The sequence below is a fragment of the Pseudomonas alkylphenolica genome, assembly GCF_000746525.1.
In the GTDB taxonomy this organism is placed as follows: domain Bacteria; phylum Pseudomonadota; class Gammaproteobacteria; order Pseudomonadales; family Pseudomonadaceae; genus Aquipseudomonas; species Aquipseudomonas alkylphenolica.
Genome location: NZ_CP009048.1, coordinates 4460849 through 4487604 on the forward strand (window position 1 = coordinate 4460849; position 26756 = coordinate 4487604).

23 protein-coding genes are annotated in these 26756 nt (G+C 60.6%); 3 read left to right on the forward strand and 20 right to left on the reverse strand.

Annotated elements, in window-relative coordinates:
* Positions 1-440: 440 nt before the first annotated feature.
* Positions 441-3008, forward strand: a complete 2568-nt coding sequence (gene mutS / locus PSAKL28_RS20470; protein WP_167335152.1) for a DNA mismatch repair protein MutS — start codon at positions 441-443, stop codon at positions 3006-3008.
* A 140-nt stretch (positions 3009-3148) separates the two neighbouring features.
* A complete protein-coding gene (gene fdxA / locus PSAKL28_RS20475) occupies positions 3149-3472 on the forward strand; it encodes a ferredoxin FdxA (protein ID WP_003252355.1) in 324 nt (107 codons plus the stop codon).
* A 531-nt stretch (positions 3473-4003) separates the two neighbouring features.
* Here the strand turns inward: fdxA and rpoS are convergent.
* From rpoS to PSAKL28_RS20515, 8 genes are all read right to left on the reverse strand, one after another.
* Positions 4004-5011, reverse strand: coding sequence for an RNA polymerase sigma factor RpoS (gene rpoS, locus PSAKL28_RS20480; RefSeq protein ID WP_038613944.1), 1008 nt, complete (start codon positions 5009-5011; stop codon positions 4004-4006).
* A 107-nt stretch (positions 5012-5118) separates the two neighbouring features.
* Positions 5119-6000, reverse strand: coding sequence for a peptidoglycan DD-metalloendopeptidase family protein (locus PSAKL28_RS20485; RefSeq protein WP_038613945.1), 882 nt, complete (start codon positions 5998-6000; stop codon positions 5119-5121).
* A gap of 180 nt (positions 6001-6180) precedes the next feature.
* Entirely contained in the window at positions 6181-6858 is a 678-nt protein-coding gene (locus PSAKL28_RS20490; RefSeq protein WP_038613947.1) for a protein-L-isoaspartate(D-aspartate) O-methyltransferase, read from the reverse strand.
* Positions 6858-7607, reverse strand: coding sequence for a 5'/3'-nucleotidase SurE (gene surE, locus PSAKL28_RS20495; RefSeq protein ID WP_038613949.1), 750 nt, complete (start codon positions 7605-7607; stop codon positions 6858-6860). Before surE ends, PSAKL28_RS20490 begins: the two co-directional genes overlap by 1 nt.
* Positions 7595-8653, reverse strand: a complete 1059-nt coding sequence (gene truD, locus PSAKL28_RS20500; protein WP_038613951.1) for a tRNA pseudouridine(13) synthase TruD — start codon at positions 8651-8653, stop codon at positions 7595-7597. Before truD ends, surE begins: the two co-directional genes overlap by 13 nt.
* Positions 8650-9123: a 2-C-methyl-D-erythritol 2,4-cyclodiphosphate synthase gene (gene ispF, locus PSAKL28_RS20505; RefSeq protein WP_038613953.1), complete on the reverse strand. Its 474-nt coding sequence runs from the start codon at positions 9121-9123 to the stop codon at positions 8650-8652. Before ispF ends, truD begins: the two co-directional genes overlap by 4 nt.
* A 76-nt stretch (positions 9124-9199) precedes the next feature.
* Entirely contained in the window at positions 9200-10048 is an 849-nt protein-coding gene (fghA, locus tag PSAKL28_RS20510; protein ID WP_038613956.1) for an S-formylglutathione hydrolase, read from the reverse strand.
* An 8-nt stretch (positions 10049-10056) separates the two neighbouring features.
* Positions 10057-11169, reverse strand: coding sequence for an S-(hydroxymethyl)glutathione dehydrogenase/class III alcohol dehydrogenase (locus PSAKL28_RS20515; RefSeq protein ID WP_038613959.1), 1113 nt, complete (start codon positions 11167-11169; stop codon positions 10057-10059).
* A gap of 107 nt (positions 11170-11276) precedes the next feature.
* Here PSAKL28_RS20515 and PSAKL28_RS20520 point away from each other — a divergent pair, with 107 nt between their 5' ends.
* Complete coding sequence (locus tag PSAKL28_RS20520) at positions 11277-12173, forward strand: LysR substrate-binding domain-containing protein (protein WP_038613961.1); 897 nt, start codon at positions 11277-11279, stop codon at positions 12171-12173.
* A 67-nt stretch (positions 12174-12240) separates the two neighbouring features.
* Here PSAKL28_RS20520 and ispD read toward each other — a convergent pair whose 3' ends face one another.
* The 12 genes from ispD to fabZ form a co-directional block, all read right to left on the reverse strand.
* On the reverse strand, positions 12241-12948 hold the full coding sequence (ispD, locus tag PSAKL28_RS20525; RefSeq protein WP_038613964.1) for a 2-C-methyl-D-erythritol 4-phosphate cytidylyltransferase: 708 nt from the start codon (positions 12946-12948) through the stop codon (positions 12241-12243).
* On the reverse strand, positions 12945-13223 hold the full coding sequence (ftsB, locus tag PSAKL28_RS20530; RefSeq protein WP_038613966.1) for a cell division protein FtsB: 279 nt from the start codon (positions 13221-13223) through the stop codon (positions 12945-12947). Before ftsB ends, ispD begins: the two co-directional genes overlap by 4 nt.
* A 163-nt stretch (positions 13224-13386) precedes the next feature.
* A complete protein-coding gene (gene eno / locus PSAKL28_RS20535) occupies positions 13387-14676 on the reverse strand; it encodes a phosphopyruvate hydratase (RefSeq protein WP_038613968.1) in 1290 nt (429 codons plus the stop codon).
* A gap of 154 nt (positions 14677-14830) precedes the next feature.
* Complete coding sequence (gene kdsA / locus PSAKL28_RS20540) at positions 14831-15676, reverse strand: 3-deoxy-8-phosphooctulonate synthase (protein WP_038613970.1); 846 nt, start codon at positions 15674-15676, stop codon at positions 14831-14833.
* A 3-nt stretch (positions 15677-15679) separates the two neighbouring features.
* A complete protein-coding gene (gene pyrG / locus PSAKL28_RS20545) occupies positions 15680-17308 on the reverse strand; it encodes a CTP synthase (RefSeq protein WP_038613972.1) in 1629 nt (542 codons plus the stop codon).
* 271 nt (positions 17309-17579) lie between these two features.
* Positions 17580-18872, reverse strand: coding sequence for a tRNA lysidine(34) synthetase TilS (gene tilS, locus PSAKL28_RS20550; protein ID WP_038613974.1), 1293 nt, complete (start codon positions 18870-18872; stop codon positions 17580-17582).
* A 105-nt stretch (positions 18873-18977) separates the two neighbouring features.
* Entirely contained in the window at positions 18978-19925 is a 948-nt protein-coding gene (locus PSAKL28_RS20555; RefSeq protein ID WP_038613976.1) for an acetyl-CoA carboxylase carboxyltransferase subunit alpha, read from the reverse strand.
* Positions 19926-20023: 98 nt separating this feature from the next.
* Positions 20024-23545: a DNA polymerase III subunit alpha gene (dnaE, locus tag PSAKL28_RS20560; protein WP_038613978.1), complete on the reverse strand. Its 3522-nt coding sequence runs from the start codon at positions 23543-23545 to the stop codon at positions 20024-20026.
* A gap of 154 nt (positions 23546-23699) precedes the next feature.
* Positions 23700-24329: a ribonuclease HII gene (rnhB, locus tag PSAKL28_RS20565; RefSeq protein WP_038613980.1), complete on the reverse strand. Its 630-nt coding sequence runs from the start codon at positions 24327-24329 to the stop codon at positions 23700-23702.
* A complete protein-coding gene (lpxB, locus tag PSAKL28_RS20570) occupies positions 24330-25457 on the reverse strand; it encodes a lipid-A-disaccharide synthase (protein ID WP_038613982.1) in 1128 nt (375 codons plus the stop codon).
* A gap of 2 nt (positions 25458-25459) precedes the next feature.
* The gene (gene lpxA / locus PSAKL28_RS20575; protein ID WP_038613984.1) at positions 25460-26236 is read right to left on the reverse strand and encodes an acyl-ACP--UDP-N-acetylglucosamine O-acyltransferase; all 777 of its coding nucleotides are present in this window, start codon (positions 26234-26236) and stop codon (positions 25460-25462) included.
* Complete coding sequence (gene fabZ / locus PSAKL28_RS20580) at positions 26233-26673, reverse strand: 3-hydroxyacyl-ACP dehydratase FabZ (RefSeq protein ID WP_038613986.1); 441 nt, start codon at positions 26671-26673, stop codon at positions 26233-26235. Before fabZ ends, lpxA begins: the two co-directional genes overlap by 4 nt.
* Between the last annotated feature and the right edge of the window lie 83 nt (positions 26674-26756).

Sequence of the window (26756 nt, forward strand, 5' to 3'; positions counted from 1 at the left end):
TGCCATCTATACAGTCGAAAAAAGCCCGGCTATAGCCGGGCTTTTCGATCATTCCTAAAAGTCAAACAGGAACGATGGAATGCGCGAATGTTCGGTCATGCGGCCATTTGATGTCAAGCAAAGCTTTGTGACACGACACATTTAATGGCAAAAAATTGATCTAAGTGGGGCGAATCGAATAGCTAATCGGCAATGTGACCCGGCTACGGTGGTGCGTGTGCCGCCTCTGCACCCGTGTTAACCTACGATCTTGCGCAAAATGGGAATGTAGGGACTCACCAATCAGGTGACACAGAATTTGACCAGGGCCATACGCGCCGTGGCATTTAGACCTGCAAATCGCAAAGCAGAAAGCAGAAAGCAGAAAGCAGAAAGCAGAAAGCCCCAAATTTGCCCCACAATTTTGAGACAGTCGCTCTAACCACCTGATGAATAAAGCAATTTCCGATTTCTCCGCACACACCCCGATGATGCAGCAGTACTGGAAGCTGAAAAACCAGCATCCGGATCAACTGATGTTCTACCGCATGGGCGACTTCTACGAAATCTTCTATGAAGATGCGAAGAAGGCCGCAAAACTCCTGGACATTACCCTGACTGCCCGCGGGCAATCGGCGGGCCAGTCGATCCCCATGTGCGGTATCCCCTTCCACGCGGCCGAGGGCTACCTGGCCAAGCTGGTAAAGCTGGGCGAATCGGTGGTGATCTGCGAACAGATCGGCGACCCGGCCACCAGCAAGGGCCCGGTCGAGCGCCAGGTGGTGCGCATCATCACCCCGGGCACGGTCAGCGACGAGGCGCTGCTCGATGAGCGCCGCGACAACCTGATCGCCGCCGTACTGGGTGACGAGCGCCTGTTCGGCCTGGCCGTGCTGGATATCACCAGCGGCAACTTCACCGTGCTGGAGATCAAGGGCTGGGAAAACCTGCTGGCCGAGCTTGAACGCATCAATCCGGTCGAGCTGCTGATCCCGGATGACTGGCCACAAGGCCTGCCGGCCGAAAAACGCCGTGGCGCCCGCCGCCGTGCGCCGTGGGACTTCGACCGCGATTCGGCACGCAAGAGCCTCTGCCAGCAGTTCGCAACCCAGGACCTCAAAGGCTTCGGCTGCGAGAAGCTGACCCTGGCCATCGGCGCTGCCGGTTGCCTGCTGGGCTACGCCAAGGAAACCCAGCGCACTGCCCTGCCGCACCTGCGCAGCCTCAAGCATGAACGCCTGGACGATACCGTGGTGCTCGACGGCGCCAGCCGCCGTAACCTCGAACTGGACGTAAACCTGGCCGGTGGCCGCGACAATACCTTGCAGTCGGTCATCGACCGCTGCCAGACCGCCATGGGCAGCCGTCTGCTGACGCGCTGGCTGAACCGTCCGCTGCGCGACCTGAAAGTGCTGCAGGCACGCCAGGGTTCGATTCGCTGCCTGCTCGACAGCTACCGCTTTGAAAAACTGCAGCCGCAGCTCAAGGAAATCGGCGACCTCGAACGGATCCTTGCCCGTATCGGCCTGCGCAACGCCCGTCCACGAGACCTGGCGCGCCTGCGCGATGCCTTGGGCGCTCTACCTGAATTGCAAAACGCTATGGCGGAGCTCGAAGCACCGCACCTGGCGCGCCTGGCGGCCATCACCGGCACCTACCCGGAACTGGCCGACTTGCTGGAAAAAGCCATCATCGACAACCCGCCCGCGGTCATCCGTGACGGCGGTGTGCTGAAAACCGGCTACGACAGCGAACTGGACGAATTGCTGTCCATGAGCGAGAACGCCGGCCAGTTCCTTATCGATCTGGAAGCACGGGAAAAAACCCGCACCGGCCTGGCCAACCTCAAGGTCGGCTACAACCGTGTGCATGGCTACTTCATCGAGCTGCCAAGCAAGCAGGCCGAACAGGCACCTGCCGACTACATTCGGCGGCAGACGCTCAAGGGTGCCGAACGCTTCATCACCCCGGAACTGAAAGTCTTCGAAGACAAGGCGCTGTCGGCCAAGAGTCGCGCCCTTGCCCGCGAGAAGATGCTCTACGACGCGCTGCTGGAAACCTTGATCGGTCATTTGGCGCCCCTGCAAGACACCTCCGCGGCCTTGGCCGAGCTGGATGTGCTGAGCAACCTCGCCGAGCGCGCACTGAACCTGGACCTGAACTGCCCGTCCTTCGTCGACGAGCCGTGCATGCGCATCAGCCAGGGTCGCCACCCGGTGGTCGAGCAAGTACTGACCACACCGTTCGTGGCCAACGACCTGGCACTGGACGACAACACCCGCATGCTGGTGATCACCGGCCCGAACATGGGCGGTAAATCCACCTACATGCGCCAGACGGCGCTGATTGTGCTGATGGCGCATATCGGCAGCTTCGTACCGGCAGCCAGCTGCGAGCTGTCACTGGTCGACCGCATTTTCACCCGTATCGGCTCCAGCGACGATCTGGCTGGCGGGCGCTCGACCTTCATGGTCGAAATGAGCGAAACCGCCAACATCCTGCACAACGCCACCGATCGCAGCCTGGTGCTGATGGACGAAGTCGGCCGTGGTACCAGTACCTTCGACGGCCTGTCCCTGGCCTGGGCTGCCGCCGAACGTCTGGCGCAACTGCGCGCCTACACGCTGTTTGCCACTCACTACTTTGAACTCACGGTGCTGCCGGAGAGCGAACCTCTGGTGGCCAACGTGCACCTGAACGCCACCGAGCACAACGAGCGCATCGTGTTCCTGCACCATGTGCTGCCGGGCCCTGCCAGCCAGAGCTACGGCCTGGCCGTGGCGCAACTGGCGGGCGTACCGACGCCGGTGATCCAGCGCGCGCGCGAACACCTGGGCCGGCTGGAAACCGCCAGCCTGCCGCATGAAATGCCTGCAGTGCCAAAGGGTGCGCAAGATGTTCCGCACCAGAGCGACCTGTTTGCCAGCCTGCCACACCCGGCCATCGAGAAGCTCGGGAAGCTCGACCTGGACAACATGACGCCGCGTCAAGCTATCGAAATGCTCTATACACTGAAGACTCTGTTATAACGCGAGCCCGCACAAGCTGATAGAATCCCGCGCGGTTTGGCGGTGCTGCAGGTTACTAGCCTGGCCTGCAGCCGAACGACCAAACCGAGCGACCCTGTCTGGAAGGGTATCGCTGCCGTCGCCTGAGGAGAGAATTAGAAATGACCTTCGTCGTCACCGACAACTGCATCAAGTGCAAGTACACCGACTGCGTAGAAGTCTGTCCGGTGGACTGCTTCTACGAAGGCCCGAACTTCCTGGTCATTCACCCGGATGAGTGCATCGACTGTGCACTGTGCGAGCCTGAATGCCCTGCCCAAGCCATTTTCTCGGAAGACGAAGTGCCAAGTGGCATGGAGAACTTCATCGAGCTCAATGCCGAGCTGGCAGAGATCTGGCCAAACATCACCGAGCGTAAGGATGCCCTGCCGGACGCTGAAGAGTGGGATGGCAAACCAGGCAAGATCGCCGATCTGGAGCGTTAAGCACTCCGGCTCACTAAAAAAGGCCCCTGGAGGGCCTTTTTTTATGTTTATTGCAGGCAAAAAAAGGGGGCGGTTTAACCCGCCCACATTTTTTCCGTAGTCCCTTTGTTCCCTTTCATCATCCTGATGAATCGCGTCCTGCGATGTCCCTGGCCGTCATCCTTGATAGCCTGTGTCAGTCCGTAGACACAGTTGAGATACTAGCGTTTGCAGTATTTCCTTCAACAGGTCAAAGCTCTCAAAAAGCTGCAGAAATGTATCTGAAACAAACAATAGATTTGTTATTTATCAATAGCTTATAAAAATAACCACAGGGAAAACGACAACGTTTTACTAAAACCTATAGCGATGACTTACATAACGGGTAAGCGAAGGCTTACACGGAAAACAACAGTGCCAACAGCGATTGAGGCTTTCGACTAAACCCGGATGTTTCCCTGGTAACAACAGGAAATGCCTCCCTGTGGTCTGTTTCGTACACAAACAAAAACGCCTCGATCATGTCGAGGCGTTCTTTGCTACAAGCAGTGCTTACTGGAACAGCGACTCACTGGACAGGCCATTCTTCTCGAGGATCTCACGCAAGCGCTTGAGGCCCTCCACCTGGATCTGGCGAACTCGCTCACGGGTCAGGCCTATCTCCAGCCCGACATCTTCCAGAGTGCTGCTTTCGTGCCCACGCAGGCCGAAACGGCGAATCACCACCTCGCGCTGCTTGTCCGTCAGCTCGCTCAGCCATTGGTCAATGCTCTGGGACAGGTCATCATCCTGGAGCAGCTCGCAAGGGTCGGTAGGGCGGTCGTCGGTCAGGGTATCGAGCAGGGTCTTGTCGGAGTCCGGCCCCAGGGACACATCCACCGACGATACACGCTCGTTGAGCCCGAGCATGCGTTTGACCTCTCCAACGGGTTTTTCCAGGAGGCTGGCGATCTCTTCCGGGGACGGTTCGTGATCGAGCTTCTGGGTCAGTTCGCGTGCCGCGCGCAGGTAAACGTTGAGCTCCTTGACCACATGAATCGGCAAGCGAATCGTGCGGGTCTGGTTCATGATTGCCCGTTCGATGGTTTGCCGGATCCACCAGGTGGCATAGGTAGAGAAACGGAAACCACGCTCAGGGTCGAATTTCTCGACCGCGCGAATCAACCCCAGGTTGCCCTCTTCGATCAGGTCCAGCAGCGAAAGCCCACGATTCACATAACGCCGGGCGATCTTCACCACCAGACGCAGGTTGCTCTCGATCATGCGCTTGCGCCCGGCCGGATCACCACTTTGCGAAAGGCGCGCAAAATGAACCTCTTCCTCTGGCGAGAGCAAAGGCGAAAAGCCGATTTCATTGAGGTACAACTGGGTTGCATCAAGCGCACGGGTATAATCGATGTACTTGTGCTGCTTGAGCGTAGAGCCTTGTTTGGCCCTGGTCCGAACCGAAGATACAGCAGGTTCGTCTGACACCACATCCGTTTCCAAAACGATGCCCGTCTCCATCAGGAGCACTTCATCGTCGATGTCAAACTCCGGCACTTCTTTACTGAGAGCCATTGTTATAGTCCTTTGCTGAGTTCGAACTCAGACTCGAGCGGCGCCGATATCCTTGGCAACGCTGGAGCCTGTCCCCTCTACGCGAGGAACAGGCCGGGTACTAGCAATCAACGACGCGGCAGGAATTGCAGCGGATCAACAGGTTTGCCCTGGCGGCGAATCTCAAAATGCAGCTTCACCCGGTCTGTGCCCGTGGAACCCATTTCGGCAATTGTCTGCCCAACTTTGACCTGCTGTCCCTCCCGAACCAAAAGCCTGCGGTTGTGACCGTAGGCACTGACGTAGGTGTCGCTGTGCTTGATGATGACCAACTCGCCGTAGCCCCGCAAGCCACTCCCGGCGTAGACAACTGAACCATCAGACGCAGCAAAAACAGGCTGTCCCAAATCACCGGCGATATCAATGCCTTTATTCAAACTGCCGTTTGAAGCAAATTTGCCAATCAGCACACCCGTGGCCGGCCATGCCCAACCGCCTACGGCTCGCTCGGCAGCAGGCACCTGAGCCGGCGCGGTAGTGGTTACTACAGGCGCTGGCGTGGATGTCACGGGAGTCGTCACAGGCGCTGTCGCAGGCTTGGCTGGAGTGCCGGCCGGGCGCGTGGTGATCGTGGTTTTACTCGAAGGCGATGATGAAGTGGTGACCACGGTGGTGGTCGCGCTGGCAGGTCCACTGGTGCGGCCATCGAAGCGGATCGCCTGGCCTGGGCGGATGGTATACGGTGCGGCGATGCCGTTGCGGGCAGCCAGGGCCTTGTAGTCCCAGCCATAACGAAAGGCGATGGAGTACAGGGTGTCACCAGGGCGCACCACATACTGGCCACTGGTGGTAACAGGACGCTTGGCCACCGGCGCGTTGCGATCGACCACTCGCGCACTGTTGGTCGACGTGCTGGAACAACCCGAAAGCAGTGAACCCGCGGCAAGTGCAATCACCAGAAGCTTGACGCTCGAAAATCCCCTGCGCTGCTGATTGATTGTGTGCCCCACCCGCCGCTCCCTCTCATGGTGACTGTTGCGAAAATGCAATATTGTTTCAATTATAACCGAGCACATGCGCCTTGCGGATGCCAGGCTTGCGCAAAATGTGAACCCTGACAGAACAGGGTAGCCCGCCAGATAGACAGGGCAATACCGGAGGAATTCGCTGGTGCTGAAAAAAAGTCCTGATCAGGCCAGCGGGCCGGTCAGCAACGGCACGAAACGCACGGCGCCGAGCACCTGCTGCGAAAATCCATGCTCTTCACGCACGATCAGCAGCAAATGCTGGGTGTCGCCTGTTGGCCCCACCGGAATGACCATGCGCCCGCCCGGGGCGAGCTGGTCAAGCAAGGCCTGCGGGACTTCCTGAGCCACCGCCGTGACGATGATGCCGTTGTAAGGCGCCAGCGCCGGCCAGCCTTCACAGCCATCGCCCCAGCGAAACACCACGTTGCGCAGGTTGAGCTCGGTCAGTCGTTCCTTGGCGCGATCCTGCAGCACCTTGATGCGCTCCACGGAGAACACCCGCTCGACCAGTTGCGCGAGAATAGCGGTCTGATAGCCCGAACCGGTGCCGATCTCCAGCACCTTGTCCAGGGGGCCCGCCTGCAGCAGCAGCTCACTCATGTGCGCAACCATGAAGGGCTGGGAAATCGTCTGGTTGTTGCCGATCGGCAGTGCAGTATCTTCATAGGCGCGGTGTGCCAGCGCCTCGTCGACAAACAGGTGACGCGGCGTATGCCGCAGCACATCGATCACTTTGGGGTTGGACACGCCTTCTTCGATCAACCGCTGAATCAGCCGCTCACGGGTTCGTTGCGAGGTAAAACCGATACCATGGCGCATCAGATCCTCCTGTTCACGCATCAGAGCAGCCCCTCCAGCCAACCATCCAGACGCTCGAAAGCGTCGTTGAACGTGCGGTCGAGCTGCAACGGGGTGATCGACACATAACCCTGCATCACCGCATGAAAATCCGTGCCCGGGCCGCCGTCCTCGGCATCACCGGCCACCGCGATCCAGTAGCCTTCCTTGCCCCTCGGGTTGACCACCTTGGTCGGCGCCGCAGCGCGGGCGCGATGCCCCAGGCGCGTCAACTGGATACCGCGAATATGCTCGAGCGGCAAATTGGGAATATTCACATTGAGCACTGTTCGCGGCGGTAATTCCAGCGTCTTGTGCGCCTCGACCAGCTTGCGCGCGATATAGGCGGCGGTCGGCAGGTTGTCCGGCAGGCGCGAGAGCAACGAGAAAGCGAAGGAAGTACCACCGAGGAAGCGCCCTTCCAGCGCGGCGGCCACCGTACCGGAGTACAGCACGTCATCGCCCAGGTTGGCGCCCAGATTGATTCCCGATACCACCATGTCCGGTGTCTGTTCCAACAGACCGTTGAGCCCCAAGTGCACGCAATCGGTCGGCGTGCCATTGAGGCTGATATAGCCATTGGCCAGGGTCTGCGGGCACAAGGGGCGGTCGAGCGTCAGCGAACTGCTGGCGCCACTCTTGTCTTGATCCGGGGCAATCACCACACAGTCGGCATAGTCCGCCAGCGCAGCATGCAGCGCGGCAAGTCCGGGGGCGGTAACGCCGTCGTCGTTCGAAATCAGAATACGCATGGGCTGTCCGTCTGCCCTGCCGACACCAGATCAACAAGCTCGCGCACCACCACGGTGGCAAAGCATCCGGCCGGAAGGACGAATTCCAGTTGCAGAATATCAGGCTCGGGATAATGCCACGTCAGACCGCCAATGGGCAGTCGCAGGATGCGGCGTTCGTGACTCATGCCCGCCCGCGCCAACCACTGGCACAACGACGCATGCTGCTCACCAATGCGCTGTTCGAGTTCGCCAGTGGCGCCGCTGGCGCCTGACTGCCCCTCGCCCCACAGCGGGCCGGTGGGATGCAGGTCAAGAATGGCCAGGCGCGGATCGGAACACTCCGCTTCGCCAGCCGGAAAAAAGCTACGGCTGTCGGTAAACGCCAACAGGTCGCCGACCTGGGCGCGTTGCCAGCTGCCGTCGGCTACGCGTTGCGCCAGCACCTGGTTGAACAGGTAACTGCGTGCACTGGAAAGCAGCCGTGAACGCACATTGCGCTGTTCCGGCAGCGCCTGGCGCCCGGCCCAGTCGCGGGCATCGTGAACATTACCGCCGGCATGGCCGAAGCGCTGGGTGCCAAAATAGTTGGGAACGCCCTGGCTACGCAGTTGCTCCAGGCGTGCATTCAACGCCGCATGATCGGCACTCAGAGCGGTCAGGCGCAAGGTGAAACCGTTGGCCGAATGGGCGCCGCGTTGCAGCTTGCGCGAGTGCCGGGTCTGTTTGAGGATGCTCAGGGTTTCATTTTCCGCCGCGTTCAGGTCCGGATCGGCCTTGCCCGGCAGGTGCAGGCTGAACCATTGACGGGTCAGGGCCTGACGATCCTTGAGACCGGCATAGCTGATGTTGCGTAGCGGCACACCAGCAGCCCGGGCCAGACGGCGCGCAGCTTCTTCGGTATTGAGGTCGCGTTTTTCGACCCACAGCCACAGGTGCTCACCATTGCCGGACAAGGGAATGTCGAGGACTTCGTCAACCTGGAAGTCTTCGGCGGTGGCCTTGAGAATCGCGCTGCCCAGCGCCGGGCTCGATGCACGCGGGCCGAGAAGTTCCAGTTCGGTCATGCTGGCAGCAACAAGGCGACAGCGTGGACGGCAATGCCTTCTTCACGACCGGTGAAGCCCAGCTTCTCGGTGGTGGTGGCCTTGACGTTGACCTGATCCAGTTCGACCTGCAGGTCTTCGGCGATCAGCTGGCGCATGGTATCGATATGCGGGGCCATCTTCGGCGCCTGGGCAACGATGGTGGCGTCGACATTGCCGACTTTCCAGCCTTTGGCCCGGACGATGTTGACCACATGCCGCAACAGCACACGGCTGTCTGCGCCCTTGAACTGCGGGTCGGTGTCGGGGAAGTGCTTGCCGATATCGCCCAGCGCCGCGGCGCCGAGCAGGGCATCGCTCAGGGCGTGCAGCAATACATCGCCATCGGAATGGGCCAGCAGCCCGAATTTGTGCGCAATGCGCACCCCTCCCAAGGTGATGAAATCGCCTTCCGCGAAACGGTGCACATCGTAGCCGTGGCCAATACGCATAAAAAAACGCCCTGATTGAGTCAGGGCGTGATTCTACCTGCTTTGCCGGGCCTTGGGCTCATTTGTAGGACTGCCCCTACAACAAACCCAGTGCCACACCATGATGGCGCAGGTGTTCATCGATAAAGCTGGCGATGAAGTAGTAGCTGTGGTCATAACCTGGCTGCAGGCGCAGCTCAAGGGGGTGACCCGCCGCCTTCGCCGCCTGGACCAATACCTGGGGTTTGAGCTGGCTTTCGAGGAAATCATCGCGATCCCCTTGGTCCACCAGCAACGGCAGGCGTTCCTTCGCTTCGGCAATCAACACACTGGCATCCCATTCACGCCAGCGCGCCCGGTCTTCACCGAGGTAGCGGGAGAACGCCTTCTGCCCCCAGGGGCAATCCATCGGGTTGCTGATCGGGGCGAACGCCGACACTGACTGATAACGCCCAGGATTGCGCAGCGCACAGACCAGCGCGCCATGGCCCCCCATGGAGTGCCCACTGATGCCGCGACGATCTGACGCGGGGAAATGCGCTTCAACCAGCTTCGGCAGCTCCTGCACGACATAGTCATGCATGCGGTAGTGCTGGGCCCAAGGCTGTTCGCTGGCATTGAGGTAGAAGCCAGCACCCAGGCCAAAGTCCCAGGCACCATCGGGATCGCCCGGCACCTGAGGCCCGCGCGGGCTGGTGTCAGGCGCGACGATGATCAACCCCAACTCGGCGGCGAGCTTGTGCGCCCCAGCCTTCTGCATGAAGTTCTCGTCGGTGCAGGTCAGGCCGCTGAGCCAGTACAGCACCGGCAGTTTGCCGCCCTGCTCCGCTTGCGGCGGCAGGTAGACGGCAAACACCATGTCACAACCAAGCACCTCGGAGCGGTGGCGATAACGCTTGTGCCAGCCGCCGAAACTCTTCTGGCAGGAAATGTTTTCCAGGCTCATGGCAAACCTCAGAAATGGATGACGCTGCGAATGCTCTTGCCTTCATGCATCAGGTCGAAAGCCTTGTTGATATCTTCCAGGCCCATGGTGTGGGTAATGAAGGTATCCAGCGGGATCTCGCCTTTTTCCGCCATTTCCACGTAGCTTGGCAGCTCGCTGCGGCCACGCACACCGCCGAACGCCGAACCGCGCCAGACCCGGCCGGTCACCAGCTGGAACGGACGGGTGGAAATTTCCTGGCCAGCACCAGCAACACCAATGATCACCGACTCGCCCCAACCCTTGTGGCAGCACTCCAGCGCGGCGCGCATCAGCTGTACGTTGCCTACGCATTCGAAGGAGAAATCCACACCGCCGTCGGTGAGATCAACGATGACTTCCTGGATCGGACGGTCGTAGTCCTTTGGATTGACGCAATCGGTGGCACCCAGTTGTTTGGCAATTTCGAACTTGCCCGGGTTGATGTCCACGGCAATGATCCGCGCCGCCTTGGCCTTGACCGCACCAATGATCGCCGACAGACCGATGCCACCGAGACCGAAGATGGCCACGGTATCGCCCGGTTTGACCTTGGCGGTATTGAGCACCGCACCGATGCCGGTGGTGACGCCACAGCCCAGCAGGCAGACCTTCTCCAGCGGCGCTTCTTTCTGGATCTTGGCCACGGAGATTTCTGGCAGCACGGTGTACTCGGAAAAGGTCGAAGTCCCCATGTAGTGGAACAGTTGCTGACCCTTGTAGGAGAAACGCGTGGTGCCATCGGGCATCAGACCCTTGCCCTGAGTGGCACGAATGGCCTGGCACAGGTTGGTCTTGCCGGAGCGGCAGAATTTGCACTGGCCGCACTCGGGGGTATACAGCGGGATCACATGATCGCCCACTGCAACCGAAGTGACGCCCTCACCCACCGCCTCGACGATGGCGCCGCCTTCGTGACCCAGGATCGACGGAAAGATGCCTTCAGGGTCCGCGCCGGACAGGGTGTAGGCATCGGTGTGGCAGACACCGCTGGCGACAACGCGCAACAGCACTTCGCCCGCCTTGGGCATGGCCACGTCGACTTCGACGATCTCCAGCGGTTTCTTGGCCTCGAAGGCAACGGCGGCACGGGACTTGATCATCAATCTTCTCCAGCAAAGGGGTCAGTTCAGGCTCAAAGTGTAATTCATCACCATTTGATTAATAATCAGGCCAAAGACAAAACATTATTGCCATACAGGGATAATCAATGAGTAGCCGCTGGGAAGGTATCGACGAGTTCGTCGCGGTGGCCGAGTCGGGGCAATTCACCGCAGCGGCCGAACGCCTGGGGGTTTCCTCTTCACACATCAGCCGCCAGATCGCCCGCCTGGAAGACCGCCTGCAAACCCGCCTGCTCTACCGCAGCACGCGCAAGGTGACCTTGAGCGAAGCCGGGCAGACCTTCCTGCAGCATTGCCAGCGCCTGCAGGATGGCCGCGAGGAAGCCTTGCGCGCCATGGGCGATCTCACCAGCGAGCCCAAGGGCTTGCTGCGCATGACCTGCGCGGTGGCCTATGGCGAGCGCTTTATCGTGCCGCTGGTGACACGCTTCATGGCGCTGTACCCACAGCTGCGGGTCGATGTCGAACTGAGCAATCGCACCCTCGACCTGCTGCACGAAGGCATGGACCTGGCGATTCGCCTCGGCCGTCTTCAGGACTCACGCCTGATTGCAACGCGCCTGGCGCCAAGACGCATGTACCTGTGCGCCTCGCCGGCATATCTGGAGCGTTACGGTCGGCCGCACAGCGTGTCGGAACTGGCTCGGCACAATTGCCTGGTCGGCAGCTCGGATATCTGGACGCTGCAGCAGGATGGACGTGAGCAAGGCCTCAGGGTGCAGGGCAACTGGCGTTGCAACAGTGGGCAGGCGGTGCTGGATGCGGCGTTGCAGGGGATGGGGTTGTGTCAGTTGCCAGACTACTACGTGCTTGAGCACCTGAAGACCGGGTCGCTGGTTTCGTTGCTTGAGGCCCAGCAACCGCCCAACACCGCGGTGTGGGCGCTGTACCCGCAGCAACGGCATTTGTCACCGAAGGTGCGCAAGCTGGTGGATTATTTGCGTGAGAGGCTGGCGTTGTTGCCTGAGTATCGTGGGGCCTAGAAAAGTATCGCGGGGCAAGCCCGCTCCCACAGGGGCGGTGGGAGCGGGCTTGGCCCGCGATAGACCTTCAGCCGCGCTTGGCCCAGCGCTGACGCAGCCACTCCAGGTCTTCCGGCCGGGTCACCTTGATGTTGTCACTGCGCCCTTCAACCAAGCGCGGCGCCTGCCCGGCCCACTCGATGGCCGAGGATTCATCGGTGATCGCCACATCCGCCACCAGGCTGTCGGCCAGCGCCCGGTGCAAGGTGCCCAGACGAAACATCTGCGGGGTATAAGCCTGCCACACGGTACTGCGGTCGATGGTGGCGCTGACTCGCCCCTTGGCGTCGGCGCGCTTGAGGGTATCGCGGGCCGGCACGGCCAACAGGCCACCTACCGGATCGTCGGCAAGTTCGAACAGCAGGCGGTCAAGGTCGCTGCGTGCCAGGTTCGGGCGGGCGGCATCGTGTACCAGCACCCAGTCGCTGTCCGCCGCACCCTGGGCGTGCAACAGCAACAAGGCGTTGAGCACCGAGTCGGCGCGCTCCTGGCCACCTGCGGCGCGCTGGATACGTGGGTCACTGGCGCAGCGCAAGCCGGGCCAGTAAGGATCGTCAACGGCAACGCTGACCACCACCCCTTTGACACAGGGATGGTCGAGGAAACAGTCGAGGCTATGCTCGAGAATGGTCTTCCCGCCCAATTGCAGGTACTGCTTGGGGCGGTCGGCAGCCATGCGGGCACCAACGCCCGCGGCGGGAATCACGGCCCAGAAGGCCGGCAAGGTCTGGTTCATTGGGCAAGCTGGTAGAGGGTTTCACCCTCCTTGACCATACCCAGTTCATGGCGAGCCCGTTCTTCGACGGTTTCCATACCTTTCTTCAACTCCAGTACTTCAGCATCAAGCACACGGTTACGCTCCAGCAGACGCTCGTTTTCGGCGTGCTGGTCGGCGATCTGTTGCTTGAGCTCGGTGACATGGGCCAGGCTGCCATTGCCCACCCACAGGCGATACTGCAGGCCACCAAGCAGCAGGAGCAGGACGAGGAACAACCAATAGGGACTGCGCATCAGGGTATCCAGTGGAAAAAGACCGCCACCTCTGCAGGGCACTGATGGCACGAAGCCTGGCCGAAGCCAGGCTTTGTGTATTCAGACCTGCTGCAACAAGTTGCTGAACAGTCAGTATGGCTGTTCAGCGAACCTTGGCTGCTGTCTTTTTACCATCTCTTGCTTAGCCGCGAAACTCGGCACGACCACGGTACACAGCCTTGCTGCCCAGTTGCTCTTCGATACGCAGCAGCTGGTTGTACTTGGAAACGCGGTCGGAACGGCACAGCGAACCGGTCTTGATCTGGCCGGCAGCAGTACCCACGGCCAGGTCGGCAATGGTCGAATCTTCGGTTTCGCCCGAACGGTGCGAGATCACCGCGGTGTAACCGGCAGCCTTGGCCATCTGGATGGCTTCCAGGGTTTCGGTCAGCGAGCCGATCTGGTTGAACTTGATCAGGATCGAGTTGCCGATCTGCTTGTCGATGCCTTCTTTCAAGATCTTGGTGTTGGTCACGAACAGGTCGTCACCGACCAGTTGTACCTTGGCGCCGATCTTGTCGGTGAGGATCTTCCAGCCAGCCCAGTCGGACTCGTCCAGACCGTCTTCGATCGAGATGATCGGGAAACGCTCGGTCAGGCCTTTCAGGTACTCGGCAAAACCTTCGGCGTCGAACGACTTGCCTTCGCCGGACAGGTTGTATTTGCCGTCTTCGTAGAATTCGCTGGCCGCGCAGTCCAGGGCCAGGGTCACGTCGGTGCCCAGCTTGTAGCCAGCGTTGGCCACAGCTTCAGCGATGGCGCCCAGGGCGTCTTCGTTGGAAGCCAGGTTAGGCGCGAAACCGCCCTCGTCACCGACAGCAGTGTTCAGGCCACGGGCCTTGAGCACGGCTTTGAGGTGATGGAAAATTTCGGTGCCCATGCGCAGGCCATCGGAGAAGGTCTTGGCGCCAACCGGCTGAACCATGAACTCCTGGATGTCGACGTTGTTATCGGCGTGCTCGCCACCGTTGATGATGTTCATCATCGGAACCGGCATCGAGTACTGGCCTGGGGTGCCGTTGAGGTTGGCGATGTGCGCGTACAGCGGCAGGTCCTGATCCTGGGCAGCGGCTTTGGCAGCGGCCAGGGACACAGCGAGGATGGCGTTGGCGCCCAGCTTGGCCTTGTTCTCGGTACCGTCCAGCTCGATCATGGCGCGGTCGAGGGCTTTCTGGTCAACCGGGTCTTTGCCCAGCAGCAGGTCGCGGATCGGGCCGTTGATGTTGGCGACTGCCTTCAGTACGCCTTTACCCATGTAACGGCTCTTGTCGCCATCACGCAGCTCCAGCGCTTCGCGCGAGCCAGTGGAAGCACCGGACGGCGCGCACGCGCTGCCGATGATGCCGTTGTCGAGCAGTACGTCCGCTTCTACGGTGGGGTTACCACGCGAATCGAGAACTTCACGACCTTTGATGTCGACGATTTTTGCCATTGTTGTAAGCACTCCAGAATTGACGAAAACAACGCAGCTGAGAAAAATCTTTGCCGTTCGCCTGGCTGTTGGAAACGGGCAGGCCTGACGATGGCGTGCCCCTGACCCGTGGGTCAGGGGTTGAACGGGGGGTACTTTACCGGAGAATTGAGGATTACGCGGTTTCTACCGTCGGAAAACTCTTCACCAGGTCGTCCAGTTGCTTGAGCTGGGCCAGGAATGGCTCCAGTTTGTCCAGGCGCAGGGCGCATGGACCGTCGCACTTGGCGTTGTCCGGGTCCGGGTGGGCTTCAAGGAACAGCCCGGCCAGGCCCTGGCTCAGACCGGCCTTGGCCAGGTCGGTGACCTGGGCGCGGCGGCCACCGGCGGAATCGGCGCGACCACCCGGCATCTGCAGGGAGTGAGTCACGTCGAAGAACACCGGGTACTCGAACTGCTTCATGATGCCGAAGCCGAGCATGTCGACCACCAGGTTGTTGTAACCGAAGCTCGAACCACGCTCGCAGAGGATCAGCTGATCGTTACCGGCTTCTTCGCACTTGGTCAGGATGTGTTTCATCTCCTGAGGCGCGAGGAACTGGGCCTTCTTGATGTTGATCACCGCGCCGGTCTTGGCCATGGCCACCACCAGGTCGGTCTGGCGCGACAGGAAAGCCGGCAACTGGATGATGTCACAGACGTCCGCCACGGCTTGCGCCTGATGCGGCTCGTGAACGTCGGTGATCAGCGGCACATTGAAGGTGCGCTTGATCTCTTCGAAGATCTTCATCCCCTCTTCCAGGCCTGGGCCACGGTAGGAGTTGATCGACGAACGGTTGGCTTTGTCGAAGCTGGCCTTGAACACGTAAGGGATACCGAGTTTCTCGGTAACCCGTACGTACTCTTCACAGACCTTCATGGCCAGGTCACGGGATTCCAGCACGTTCATGCCGCCGAACAGGACGAACGGCTTGTCGTTGGCGATCTCGATGTTACCGACGCGAATGATCTTCTGGGTCATGTATCAGGCCTTGTTCTTTTGAGCCAATGCAGCCTTGACGAAACCGCTGAACAGCGGATGACCGTCACGCGGCGTCGAGGTGAACTCAGGGTGGAACTGGCAAGCGACGAACCACGGATGATCCTTCGACTCAACCACTTCGACCAGCGCGCCGTCACCGGAACGACCGGAAACCTTGAGGCCGGCGTCTACCAGTTGTGGCAGCAGCTTGTTGTTCACTTCGTAGCGATGACGATGACGCTCGACGATCACGTCCTTGGCGTAGCAGTCATGGACCTTGGAGCCGCTTTCCAGCTGGCACTCCTGAGCGCCCAGACGCATGGTGCCGCCCAGGTCGGAGGCTTCGGTGCGGGTTTCAACCGCGCCGGTGGCGTCTTCCCACTCGGTGATCAGGCCGACAACCGGGTGAGCGCTGTTGCGATCGAACTCGGTGGAGTTGGCATCTTTCCAGCCCATGACGTTACGGGCGAATTCGATGACCGCAACCTGCATGCCCAGGCAGATACCCAGGTACGGGACCTTGTTCTCGCGAGCGTACTGCACGGCAGTGATCTTGCCTTCGACACCGCGCAGACCGAAGCCGCCCGGAACCAGGATGGCATCCGCGCCTTCGAGCAGGCTGGTGCCCTGGTTCTCGATGTCTTCGGAGTCGATGTAGCGCAGGTTGACCTTGGTGCGGTTCTGGATGCCGGCATGGCTCATCGCTTCGATCAGCGACTTGTAGGCGTCCAGCAGCTCCATGTACTTGCCGACCATGGCGATGGTCACTTCGTGCTCTGGATTGAGCTTGGCATCGACGACCTTTTCCCACTCGGACAAGTCAGCGCCATTGCACTGCAGACCGAAGCGCTCGACGACGAAGTCATCCAGACCCTGAGCGTGCAGCACGGCCGGGATCTTGTAGATGGTGTCGACGTCTTCCAGGGAGATCACCGCACGCTCTTCAACGTTGGTGAACAGGGCGATCTTGCGACGCGAGGAAACATCGACCGGATGGTCGGAACGGCAGATCAGCACGTCAGGCTGCAGGCCGATGGAGCGCAGCTCCTTGACCGAGTGCTGGGTCGGCTTGGTCTTGGTCTCGCCAGCGGTGGCGATGTACGGTACCAGGGTCAGGTGCATCAGCATGGCGCGCTTGGAGCCCACTTCGACGCGCAACTGACGGATTGCCTCGAGGAACGGTTGCGACTCGATGTCACCCACGGTACCGCCGATTTCCACCAGGGCCACGTCGGCATCGCCAGCACCCTTGATGATGCGGCGCTTGATCTCGTCGGTGATGTGCGGAATGACCTGGATGGTCGCGCCCAGGTAATCACCACGGCGCTCTTTGCGCAGCACGTGCTCGTAGATACGGCCGGTGGTGAAGTTGTTGTTCTGGGTCATGGTCGTGCGGATGAACCGCTCGTAGTGGCCCAGGTCCAGGTCGGTTTCGGCGCCGTCGTGGGTGACGAACACTTCACCGTGCTGGAACGGGCTCATGGTGCCCGGGTCGACGTTGATGTACGGGTCCAGCTTGAGCATGGTGACCTTGAGCCCCCGCGCCTCCAGGATGGCCGCCAATGAAGCCGAGGCAATGCCTTTCCCCAATGAAGAAACAACACCGCCCGTGACGAATATGTAGCGCGTCATGAAAAACCCTAGAAGTCTGCGTTAAAGCGGTCTGCGCCGCCGGGGAAAGCGAAGGAAGGCCGAAGCCCCCGATCACCTGCGTCAATCACAGTGCTACTTAAAAAACTGCTGCGTCTGGACAGACCGGGGGTTTTCGACCCGGTACGGAGCTCGCTACACATTTTTAGAATCGCCCAGCAAAAAACTGCTTGGTAATCGGCAACTGCCGTGATTTCAGGGAAGCCACAGAAGTTGTATCAAGAAGGGAGCGTAGTCTACCGGAATGTGCCTTTCATCTCAAACCTTGCGCGCTCGTCGGTATGCACCAATGTAATTGCCATGGCCCCTGACTCAGTTCCGGCAGGTTGGCGACGGCCAGTAACTGCTCGTCGCGATACAGCAACGGCAGGCGGCAACGGGCGAAAGCCGGCACCTGCAGCTCGTTGAGCAGGCGCTTGAGGTCACGGCGGCCGCGCCCGGCAATCTGCAAGCTTTCACCGCCCTGGCGGTAAGCGACACGCAACGGCCCCTGCGGCATCATGCCGCTCAAGTGCAGAGTGCCATTACCTGGCAAGGTCAGACGTTGTGCCGGATTATCCCAGTCCTGCCCCACCGGGACCTTGAGCCAGTCGTCGGCCAGCCACCAGATACGTTCGTTGGCACGCTGCAGCTCGCCGTCGGTCAGACGCCAGCATGGCCGTCCGTCGCCTGATGCGTCACGCAGGTCTTCCCAGCCGGACCAGTGGCGCGTGTCTGGCAAGCGCGTGCGTTGCGCCAACCAGTATTGCAAGGCATTGCGCTGACGCGACGGGGACAATCCACGCAGCACGCTCAGGTCCAGTGAGGCCAGGGGCAGCCAGTCAAAGCCGCATGGCGTGCAGGCCTGCTGCAAATCCTCAAGCGCCAGTTCATCCAGCAGTCCCTGGGCCTCGCCCAGGTGCTCAGCGGTGCGCGCCAGATTCTGCGCCGCTTGCGGCCAACGCTGACGCAACACTGGGAACACAGCGTGACGCAAGTAATTACGGGAATACTGCGTGTCACCATTGGAGGGGTCTTCGACCCACGCCAGCTGTTGCGCACGGGCGTAGCGCTCCAGTGCCTCTCGCGATACATCGAGCAACGGCCGCAACAACAGCCCCTGCCCCAACGCGCGCTGAGCGGGCATAGCCGCCAGACCGCGCACACCAGCCCCGCGTAACAGCCTGAACAGCAGGGTTTCGGCCTGATCTTCGCGATGCTGCCCGGTCAACAGCACTTCGCCGGGACGCAGAGCCTCAGCGAAGGCTGCATAACGTGCGTCACGGGCACCCTGCTCGAGACTGGCACCAGGGGCGACCTTGACATGAATGATCTGCAGCTCGACGCCCAGCTCATCACACAGGCGCTGGCAATGGGCGGGCCAGGCGTCAGCCGCAGCTTGCAGGCCGTGGTGGATGTGAATCGCACGAAGGGGGGGTAGCGGATGCTGACGGGACAGACTGGCCAGCAGGTGCAGAAGGACGGTGGAGTCGAGGCCGCCGGAGAGAGCGACGCACCAGGAAGGGGCGTGGCGCCAGGGGGAGAGCTTGCTTTGCAGATCAATCATCGGTGTGGACTCGATTGCGAATCGCGGGGCAAGCCCGCTCCCACCAGGTTCACACACCACTGTGGGAGCGGGCTTGCCCCGCGATTGAGGCACCGATGCGTCAGATCAGAGCCCGTAGCTCATCAGACGGTCATAGCGGCGCTTGAGCAGCGCATCGTTGTCGAACTTCTTGAGCATGTCCAGCTGTTCGATCAGCTCGCCACGGATGGTCGCCGACATTTTCGCCGGGTCACGGTGGGCGCCGCCCAGTGGTTCGGCGATGACCTTGTCAACAATACCCAGGCCCTTCAGGCGCTCGGCGGTAATACCCATGGCTTCGGCAGCGTCCGAGGCTTTTTCGGCAGTCTTCCACAGGATCGAAGCACAACCTTCCGGCGAGATCACCGAGTAGGTGGAGTACTGCAGCATGTTCAGCTGATCGCAGACGCCAATGGCCAGTGCGCCACCAGAACCACCTTCACCGATAACGGTAGCGATGATCGGGGTTTTCAGGCGTGCCATGACCCGCAGGTTCCAGGCAATCGCTTCACTCTGGTTGCGCTCTTCGGCGTCAATGCCCGGGTAGGCACCGGGGGTGTCGATGAAGGTCAGGATCGGCATCTTGAAACGTTCGGCCATTTCCATCAGGCGGCACGCTTTGCGATAGCCTTCCGGACGCGGCATACCGAAGTTGCGGCGCACCTTCTCGCGCACATCACGGCCTTTCTGGTGACCGATGACCATCACAGGCTTGTCGTCCAGACGGGCAATACCGCCGACAATCGCCGCGTCGTCGGCAAAGTGCCGGTCGCCGTGCAGTTCGTCGAACTCGGTGAACAGGTGATCGATGTAGTCCAAGGTGTATGGACGACGTGGATGACGGGCCAGACGGGCAATCTGCCAGCTGGTCAGGTTGCCGAAAATGCTTTCGGTCAGGGTGCTGCTCTTGTCTTGCAGACGGGCGATTTCATCGCCGATGTTCAGCGAGTTGTCATTGCCGACCAGGCGCAGCTCTTCGATCTTGGCTTGCAGGTCAGCAATCGGCTGTTCGAAATCCAGAAAATTCGGGTTCATAGGCATCCGTCTAGGGTCTACGGCCAGGCGGCCGGCCGGTTGATCCGTTTGGCGCCCTACCTTAAGGGATCAGGCGCATTCAGGTCGAGATTAAAAACTCATCGATATTGCAAAAAGACGTTCTCACGCCCGAACTGGTCACGCAGTGCCTGAATCAGGCCATCGGCCGGGTCGATTCGCCAGCTTTCGCCGAACTGCAACATCGCCCGGGCATCGCTGCCGGTGTACTCCATGGTGATCGGACAAGCCCCGCGATGGCGCTTGAACAGCTCGCCCAACCAGGTCAGGCGATCGCCCTTGAGGGCGTCGCTGTGGACTTTCAGGCGCAGACTCTCGGCCAGGTTGGTCCGCGCATCTTCCATGCTCATGACCCGCTTGACCCGCAGGCGCAGGCCGCCGGAGAAGTCATCATTGCTGACCTCGCCTTCGACCACCACCATCGCGTCGGTCTGCAACAGGGCCTGGGCGGCCATGAAGGTGTCGGCGAACAACGAGGCCTCGATACGTCCAGAACGGTCGTCGAGGGTGACAAAGCCCATCTTGTCACCCTTTTTGTTCTTCATTACCCGCAGGGCGATGATCATGCCGGCCACTGTCTGGGTGTCGCGAGCCGGCTTCAGGTCGATGATGCGTTGACGCGCGAAGCGGCGAATCTCACCTTCATATTCGTCAATCGGGTGACCGGTCAGGTACAAGCCCAAAGTGTCCTTTTCACCACGCAGACGCTCCTTGAGGGTCAGCTCGCGGGCCTTGCGATGGTTGGCGTAGACATCGGCGTCCGCTTCCTCGAACAGCCCGCCAAACAGGTCTACGTGGCCACTGTCCGCAGTACGGGCGGTCTGCTCGGCGGCCTTGATCGCCTCTTCCATGGTCGACAGCAACACCGCGCGGTTACGGTCGATGTTGGCCTGGTAGGCCTTGAGCTCGTCATGGAAGTACGGCCCCAGACGGTCCAGGGCGCCGCTGCGAATCAGCGCGTCGAGGGTACGCTTGTTGATACGCTTGAGGTCGACACGTTCGCAGAAGTCGAACAGGTCCTTGAACGGACCGTCGCGGCGCGCTTCGACGATGGCCTCTACCGGCCCCTCGCCGACGCCCTTGATCGCCCCCAGGCCGTAGACGATACGACCGTCGTCATTGACCGTGAACTTGAAGTCGGAGGTGTTCACGTCCGGCGCATCGAGGCGCAGCTTCATGCTGCGCACTTCCTCGATCAGGGTCACGACCTTGTCGGTGTTGTGCATATCCGCCGACAGTACCGCAGCCATGAAGGGAGCCGGATAATGGGTTTTCAGCCAGGCGGTCTGGTAGGAGACCAGGCCATAGGCGGCGGAGTGGGATTTGTTGAAGCCGTAACCTGCGAACTTTTCTACCAGGTCGAAGATGTTACCTGCCAGGTCCGGGTCGATATTGTTGCTGGCGCAACCCTCAATGAAACCGCCGCGCTGCTTGGCCATTTCCTCGGGCTTTTTCTTACCCATGGCGCGACGCAGCATGTCCGCACCGCCGAGGGTGTAGCCAGCCATCACCTGGGCAATCTGCATCACCTGTTCCTGGTACAGGATGATGCCGTAAGTCGGCGCAAGCACCGGTTTGAGGCCTTCGTACTGATAGTCCGAGTGCGGATAAGCCAGTTCGGCGCGGCCGTGCTTGCGGTTGATGAAGTCGTCAACCATGCCCGATTGCAGCGGGCCGGGACGGAACAGCGCGACCAGTGCGATCAGGTCTTCCAGGCAGTCGGGCTTGAGCTTCTTGATCAGCTCCTTCATGCCCCGCGATTCAAGCTGGAACACCGCAGTGGTCTCAGCCTTTTGCAGCAGTTCGTAGGTTTTCTTGTCATCCAGCGGGATGAAATCGATGTTCAGGTCATCCAGGCCTTTCTTGGCCTGCTCGCGGTTGATGGTTTCCATCGCCCACTTGATGATGGTCAGGGTCCGCAGACCGAGGAAGTCGAACTTCACCAGCCCCGCCGCCTCGACGTCGTCCTTGTCGAACTGGGTAACCAGGCCGCCGCCTTCTTCATCACAGGCGATCGGCGAGAAATCGGTGAGCTTGGTCGGCGCGATGACCACACCACCGGCGTGCTTACCGGTACCGCGGCAGACACCCTCGAGCTTGAGGGCCATGTCCCAGATTTCCTTGGCATCCTCATCGGTCTTGAGGAAGTCGCGGAGCATCTCTTCCTGCTCGTAGGCTTTCTCCAGGGTCATGCCCACTTCGAACGGGATCATCTTCGACAGGCGATCGGCCAGGCCGTAGGACTTGCCCTGGACCCGCGCCACGTCGCGCACCACCGCCTTGGCGGCCATGGTACCGAAGGTGATGATCTGGCTCACCGCGTTGCGACCATAGGCGTCGGCCACGTACTCGATCACCCGGTCGCGGCCATCCATGCAGAAGTCGACGTCGAAGTCGGGCATGGAAACCCGTTCCGGGTTGAGGAAACGTTCGAACAGCAAGTCGTAGGCCAGCGGATCGAGGTCGGTGATCTTCAGCACGTAGGCGACCAGCGAGCCGGCACCCGAACCCCGGCCCGGGCCTACTGGCACGCCGTTGTTCTTGGCCCACTTGATGAAGTCCATAACGATCAGGAAGTAACCGGGGAAGCCCATCTGGATGATGATATCCAGCTCGAACTTCAAGCGGTCGAGGTAGACCTGACGCTTCTCTTCGTAGTTGGGCGTGGTCTCTTTCGGCCACAGCACCGCCAGACGCTCTTCCAGGCCTTCATGGGAGACATGCCGCAGGTAGTCGTCAATGCCCATGCCGTTGGGCGTCGGGAAATCAGGCAGGAAGTGTTTGCCCAACTGCACCTGGATGTTGCAGCGTTTGGCAATCTCCACGGTGTTGGCCACCGCGTCAGGCAGGTCGCTGAACAGCTCGGCCATTTCTTCCGGGCTTTTCAGGTATTGCTGGTCACTGTAGTTGCGTGAACGCCGCGGGTCGTCCAGGGCGCGGCCTTCACCGATGCATACGCGGGTTTCATGGGCGTCGTAATCCGACTGCTTGATGAAGCGCACATCGTTGGTCGCTACCAGCGGTGCATTGAACTTGTCGGCCAGGGCGACCGCAGCATGCAGGTACTCTTCATCGCCAGCGCGGTTGGTGCGCTGCACTTCGACATAAAAGCGATCAGGGAACATCGCCATCCAGTCTTGCAGCAAGGCCTCGGCTTCATCAGGGTTGCCATTGAGCAACGCCATACCGATATCGCCCTCTTTGGCTGCCGACAGGGCGATCAGCCCCTCGCTGGCTGCGGGGATCCAGTCACGCTCGATCACCACCAGGCCATTGCGCTGACCTTCGACCCAACCGCGAGAGATCAACTCGGTGAGGTTGCGATAACCCTTGGCGTCCATGGCCAGAAAACAGATGCGCGACAGCGGCGCGTCGGGATCGCGATTGGCCAGCCACAGGTCGGCGCCACAGATCGGCTTGATCCCCGAACCCATGGCGTTCTTGTAGAACTTGACCAGCGAGCACATGTTGCTCTGGTCGGTAACCGCTACGGCCGGCATGTTCATCGAGGCCAATGCCTTGGCCAGCGGCTTGATCCGCACCAGGCCATCGACCAGGGAGAATTCAGTGTGCAGGCGAAGATGAACGAAAGAAGCCGACATGATGATCCTATAGCAGCACAAAACAACAAGGCCCGGATTGTACTGGTAATCGTGTTAATTGAGGTGGGAGCGAGCTTGCCTCGCGATGCGATGTGGTTGGCGAAGCCATCGCGGGTCAAGCCCGCTCCCACCGGAAGAAACAGTGTTGCCGGTTTTAGACTTCGGCAAACCCGCTGGTCAGCGCATCACGGGCTTCATAAGCGGCACGAACCGGTGCGAAGGAGCGCCGGTGAATCGGCGTCGGCCCGAGCCGCGCCAGGGCTTCAAGGTGCACCGGCGTCGGATAGCCCTTGTGTCCGCCAATGCCATATCCCGGATACATCAGCTCGAAAGCGGCCATTTCCCGGTCGCGGGTAACCTTGGCCAGAATCGAAGCGGCAGCGATCGCCGGCACCTGGCTGTCACCCTTGACCACCGGTGCCGCCGGCACTGACAGCTTGGGGCAGCGGTTGCCGTCGATCAGCGCCAGTTTCGGCGTGACGCTCAGCCCTTCGACCGCGCGCTGCATGGCCAGCATGGTGGCATGCAGGATATTCAGCTCGTCGATTTCCTCGACTTCGGCGCGGGCGATGCAGAAGCTCAGGGCTTTCTCGCAGATTTCATCAAACAGCTTTTCGCGACGTGCCTCGGTGAGCTTCTTCGAATCGTTCAGACCGAGAATCGGCCGCTGCGGATCGAGAATCACCGCCGCCGTCACTACCGCGCCGCACAGCGGGCCGCGGCCGACTTCGTCGACGCCGGCGACCAGGTCCTCGACCAGGTTGAAGTCCAGTCCCATTTGCATCTATCGGGTTTCCAGCAGGGCCAGCACCGCTTCGGCTGCCTGGTTCGAGGCATCGCGGCGCAGGGTACGGTGAATCTGGTCAAAGCCTTCAGTCTGCTGTGCACCACCCTCAACCAGCGGCGCCAGAGTCTGGGCCAGGGCTTCGGGGGTGGCGGCTTCCTGCAGCAACTCAGGCACCAGCATGCGCTGGGCCAGCAGGTTGGGCAGGGAAACGTAGGGGCTTTTGACCAGTCGTTTGAGAATCCAGTAAGTCAGCGGTGCCAAACGGTAGGCAACCACCATCGGGCGCTTGAACAACAGCGCTTCCAGGGTGGCGGTACCCGAGGCGATCAACACCGCATCACAGGCCGCCAGGGCCTGGTGCGAACGACCGTCGAGCAGGGTCAGCGGCAGGTCGCGCCCCTGCAGCATCTGCTCCAGCTGGGCACGGCGCTCGGTATTGGCACACGGCGACACGAAGCGCACACCCGGCACCAGCTCACGCAAACGCTGAGCGGTATCGAGAAACAACGCACCCAGTCGCCCGACTTCACCGCCACGACTACCGGGCATCAAGGCCACCAGCGGCCCTTCGCTAAGCCCCAGTTGTTCACGGGCAGCACGACGATCAGCTTCGAGAGGAATACTGTCAGCCAGCGGGTGACCGACGAAACGCACCGGCACACCCTTCTCTTCGTAGAACTTGGCCTCGAAGGGAAACAGCGTCAGCATCAGGTCGCACCCTTCGCGAATCTTCAGCACACGCTTCTGCCGCCAGGCCCAGACCGAGGGGCTGACGTAATGCACGGTCTTGATCCCGGCCTTGCGCAGGTTCAGTTCGATATTGAGGGTGAAGTCAGGCGCATCGATACCGATGAACACGTCCGGGCGTTCTTCGATCAAGGTCTGGATCAGAGCCTTGCGCCGCTTGAGCAGCTCACGCAGGCGACCCAGCACCTCGACCAGGCCCATGACCGCCAGGCGTTCCATGGGGAAGTAGGACACCAGGCCCTCAGCCTGCATCAGCGGCCCGCCAACCCCGATGAAACGTACTTGCGGGTGGCGTGCCTTGAGCGCCCGCATCAAGCCGGCGCCAAGGATATCGCCGCTGGCTTCACCCGCCACCAGCGCTACACAGAGCTCAGCCATGATCAGCGGGTGATGCCGCGGGTGGAGTTCTGGATCGACTTGAGGAACACGTCGACTTCAGGAAATTGCGCGGCAGGTTCGGCCAGTTCGGCGATGGCCTGCTCGACCGTCAGCCCCTGACGATAAACCACCTTGTAGGCACGACGCAGGGCGTGAATGGCATCTTCACTGAAGCCCCGACGGCGCATGCCCTCGAAGTTCATGCTGCGCGCCTCGGCCGGGTTACCGAATACCGTCACGTATGCCGGTACATCCTTGCCGATCGCGGTGCCCATGCCGGAAAAGCTGTGGGCGCCGATATGGCAGAACTGATGCACCAGGGTGAATCCGGAAAGGATCGCCCAGTCATCCACATGAACATGCCCGGCCAGCGCAGTATTGTTGACCAGGATGCAGTGGTTGCCGATGACGCTGTCGTGACCGATGTGGGCATAGGCCATGATCAGGTTGTGATCGCCCAGCGTGGTTTCCGAGCGGTCCTGCACGGTGCCACGGTGGATGGTCACGCCTTCACGGATGACATTGTGATCACCGATTACCAGGCGTGTAGGCTCACCCTTGTACTTGAGGTCAGGGGTGTCTTCACCTACAGAAGAGAACTGGTAGATGCGGTTGTGCCGACCGATACGGGTCGGCCCCTTGAGGATCACATGCGGACCGATAACGGTCCCCTCGCCGATCTCGACCCCGGCACCGACGATAGACCAAGGGCCAACCTCGACGCCGTCAGCGATCTTCGCCGAGGGATCGATGATTGCCCGAGGGTCAATCAAACTCATAGTTTACGTTCCGCGCAGATGATCTCGGCCGAGCACACTGGCTTGCCGTCGACCGACGCCTGGCATTCGAACTTCCAGATCTGACGCTTGCAGCTGATGAACTTGGCTTCGAGGATCAGCTGGTCACCCGGCAGCACCGGCTGACGGAAGCGCAGTTTGTCGGAACCGACGAAATAGTACAGCGTACCGTCCGCAGGTTTCACGTCGAGCATCTTGAAGCCAAGGATACCGGCCGCCTGGGCCATGGCTTCGATGATCAGCACGCCCGGCATGATCGGGTGCGCCGGGAAGTGACCATTGAAGAACGGTTCGTTGATGCTGACATTCTTGTAGGCACGAATGCGCTGGGCCTCGACGTCCAGGTCCACTACCCGGTCCACCAACAGGAACGGGTAACGGTGAGGCAGGTATTCGCGAATCTCGTTGATGTCCATCATTTCGGGGGGAAGCCTGTAGTAAAGATAGGGAGCGCCCGCTTTTGCCAGGCGCTCCTTTTGCAAATCAAAGAGTCAGCCTGTGG

Excerpts from the sequence above, each read along its gene's own strand:
- fdxA (WP_003252355.1), top strand. The coding sequence starts at position 3,149 with ATGACCTTCGTCGTCACCGACAACTGCATCAAGTGCAAGTACACCGAC.
- rpoS (WP_038613944.1), bottom strand. The coding sequence starts at position 5,011 with ATGGCTCTCAGTAAAGAAGTGCCGGAGTTTGACATCGACGATGAAGTG.
- PSAKL28_RS20490 (WP_038613947.1), bottom strand. The coding sequence starts at position 6,858 with ATGCGTGAACAGGAGGATCTGATGCGCCATGGTATCGGTTTTACCTCG.
- surE (WP_038613949.1), bottom strand. The coding sequence starts at position 7,607 with ATGCGTATTCTGATTTCGAACGACGACGGCGTTACCGCCCCCGGACTT.
- truD (WP_038613951.1), bottom strand. The coding sequence starts at position 8,653 with ATGACCGAACTGGAACTTCTCGGCCCGCGTGCATCGAGCCCGGCGCTG.
- ispF (WP_038613953.1), bottom strand. The coding sequence starts at position 9,123 with ATGCGTATTGGCCACGGCTACGATGTGCACCGTTTCGCGGAAGGCGAT.
- fghA (WP_038613956.1), bottom strand. The coding sequence starts at position 10,048 with ATGAGCCTGGAAAACATTTCCTGCCAGAAGAGTTTCGGCGGCTGGCAC.
- PSAKL28_RS20515 (WP_038613959.1), bottom strand. The coding sequence starts at position 11,169 with ATGATCAAGTCCCGTGCCGCCGTTGCCTTCGAGGCCAAGAAACCGCTG.
- PSAKL28_RS20520 (WP_038613961.1), top strand. The coding sequence starts at position 11,277 with ATGAGTAGCCGCTGGGAAGGTATCGACGAGTTCGTCGCGGTGGCCGAG.
- ispD (WP_038613964.1), bottom strand. The coding sequence starts at position 12,948 with ATGAACCAGACCTTGCCGGCCTTCTGGGCCGTGATTCCCGCCGCGGGC.
- ftsB (WP_038613966.1), bottom strand. The coding sequence starts at position 13,223 with ATGCGCAGTCCCTATTGGTTGTTCCTCGTCCTGCTCCTGCTGCTTGGT.
- eno (WP_038613968.1), bottom strand. The coding sequence starts at position 14,676 with ATGGCAAAAATCGTCGACATCAAAGGTCGTGAAGTTCTCGATTCGCGT.
- kdsA (WP_038613970.1), bottom strand. The coding sequence starts at position 15,676 with ATGACCCAGAAGATCATTCGCGTCGGTAACATCGAGATCGCCAACGAC.
- pyrG (WP_038613972.1), bottom strand. The coding sequence starts at position 17,308 with ATGACGCGCTACATATTCGTCACGGGCGGTGTTGTTTCTTCATTGGGG.
- tilS (WP_038613974.1), bottom strand. The coding sequence starts at position 18,872 with ATGATTGATCTGCAAAGCAAGCTCTCCCCCTGGCGCCACGCCCCTTCC.
- PSAKL28_RS20555 (WP_038613976.1), bottom strand. The coding sequence starts at position 19,925 with ATGAACCCGAATTTTCTGGATTTCGAACAGCCGATTGCTGACCTGCAA.
- dnaE (WP_038613978.1), bottom strand. The coding sequence starts at position 23,545 with ATGTCGGCTTCTTTCGTTCATCTTCGCCTGCACACTGAATTCTCCCTG.
- rnhB (WP_038613980.1), bottom strand. The coding sequence starts at position 24,329 with ATGCAAATGGGACTGGACTTCAACCTGGTCGAGGACCTGGTCGCCGGC.
- lpxB (WP_038613982.1), bottom strand. The coding sequence starts at position 25,457 with ATGGCTGAGCTCTGTGTAGCGCTGGTGGCGGGTGAAGCCAGCGGCGAT.
- lpxA (WP_038613984.1), bottom strand. The coding sequence starts at position 26,236 with ATGAGTTTGATTGACCCTCGGGCAATCATCGATCCCTCGGCGAAGATC.
- fabZ (WP_038613986.1), bottom strand. The coding sequence starts at position 26,673 with ATGATGGACATCAACGAGATTCGCGAATACCTGCCTCACCGTTACCCG.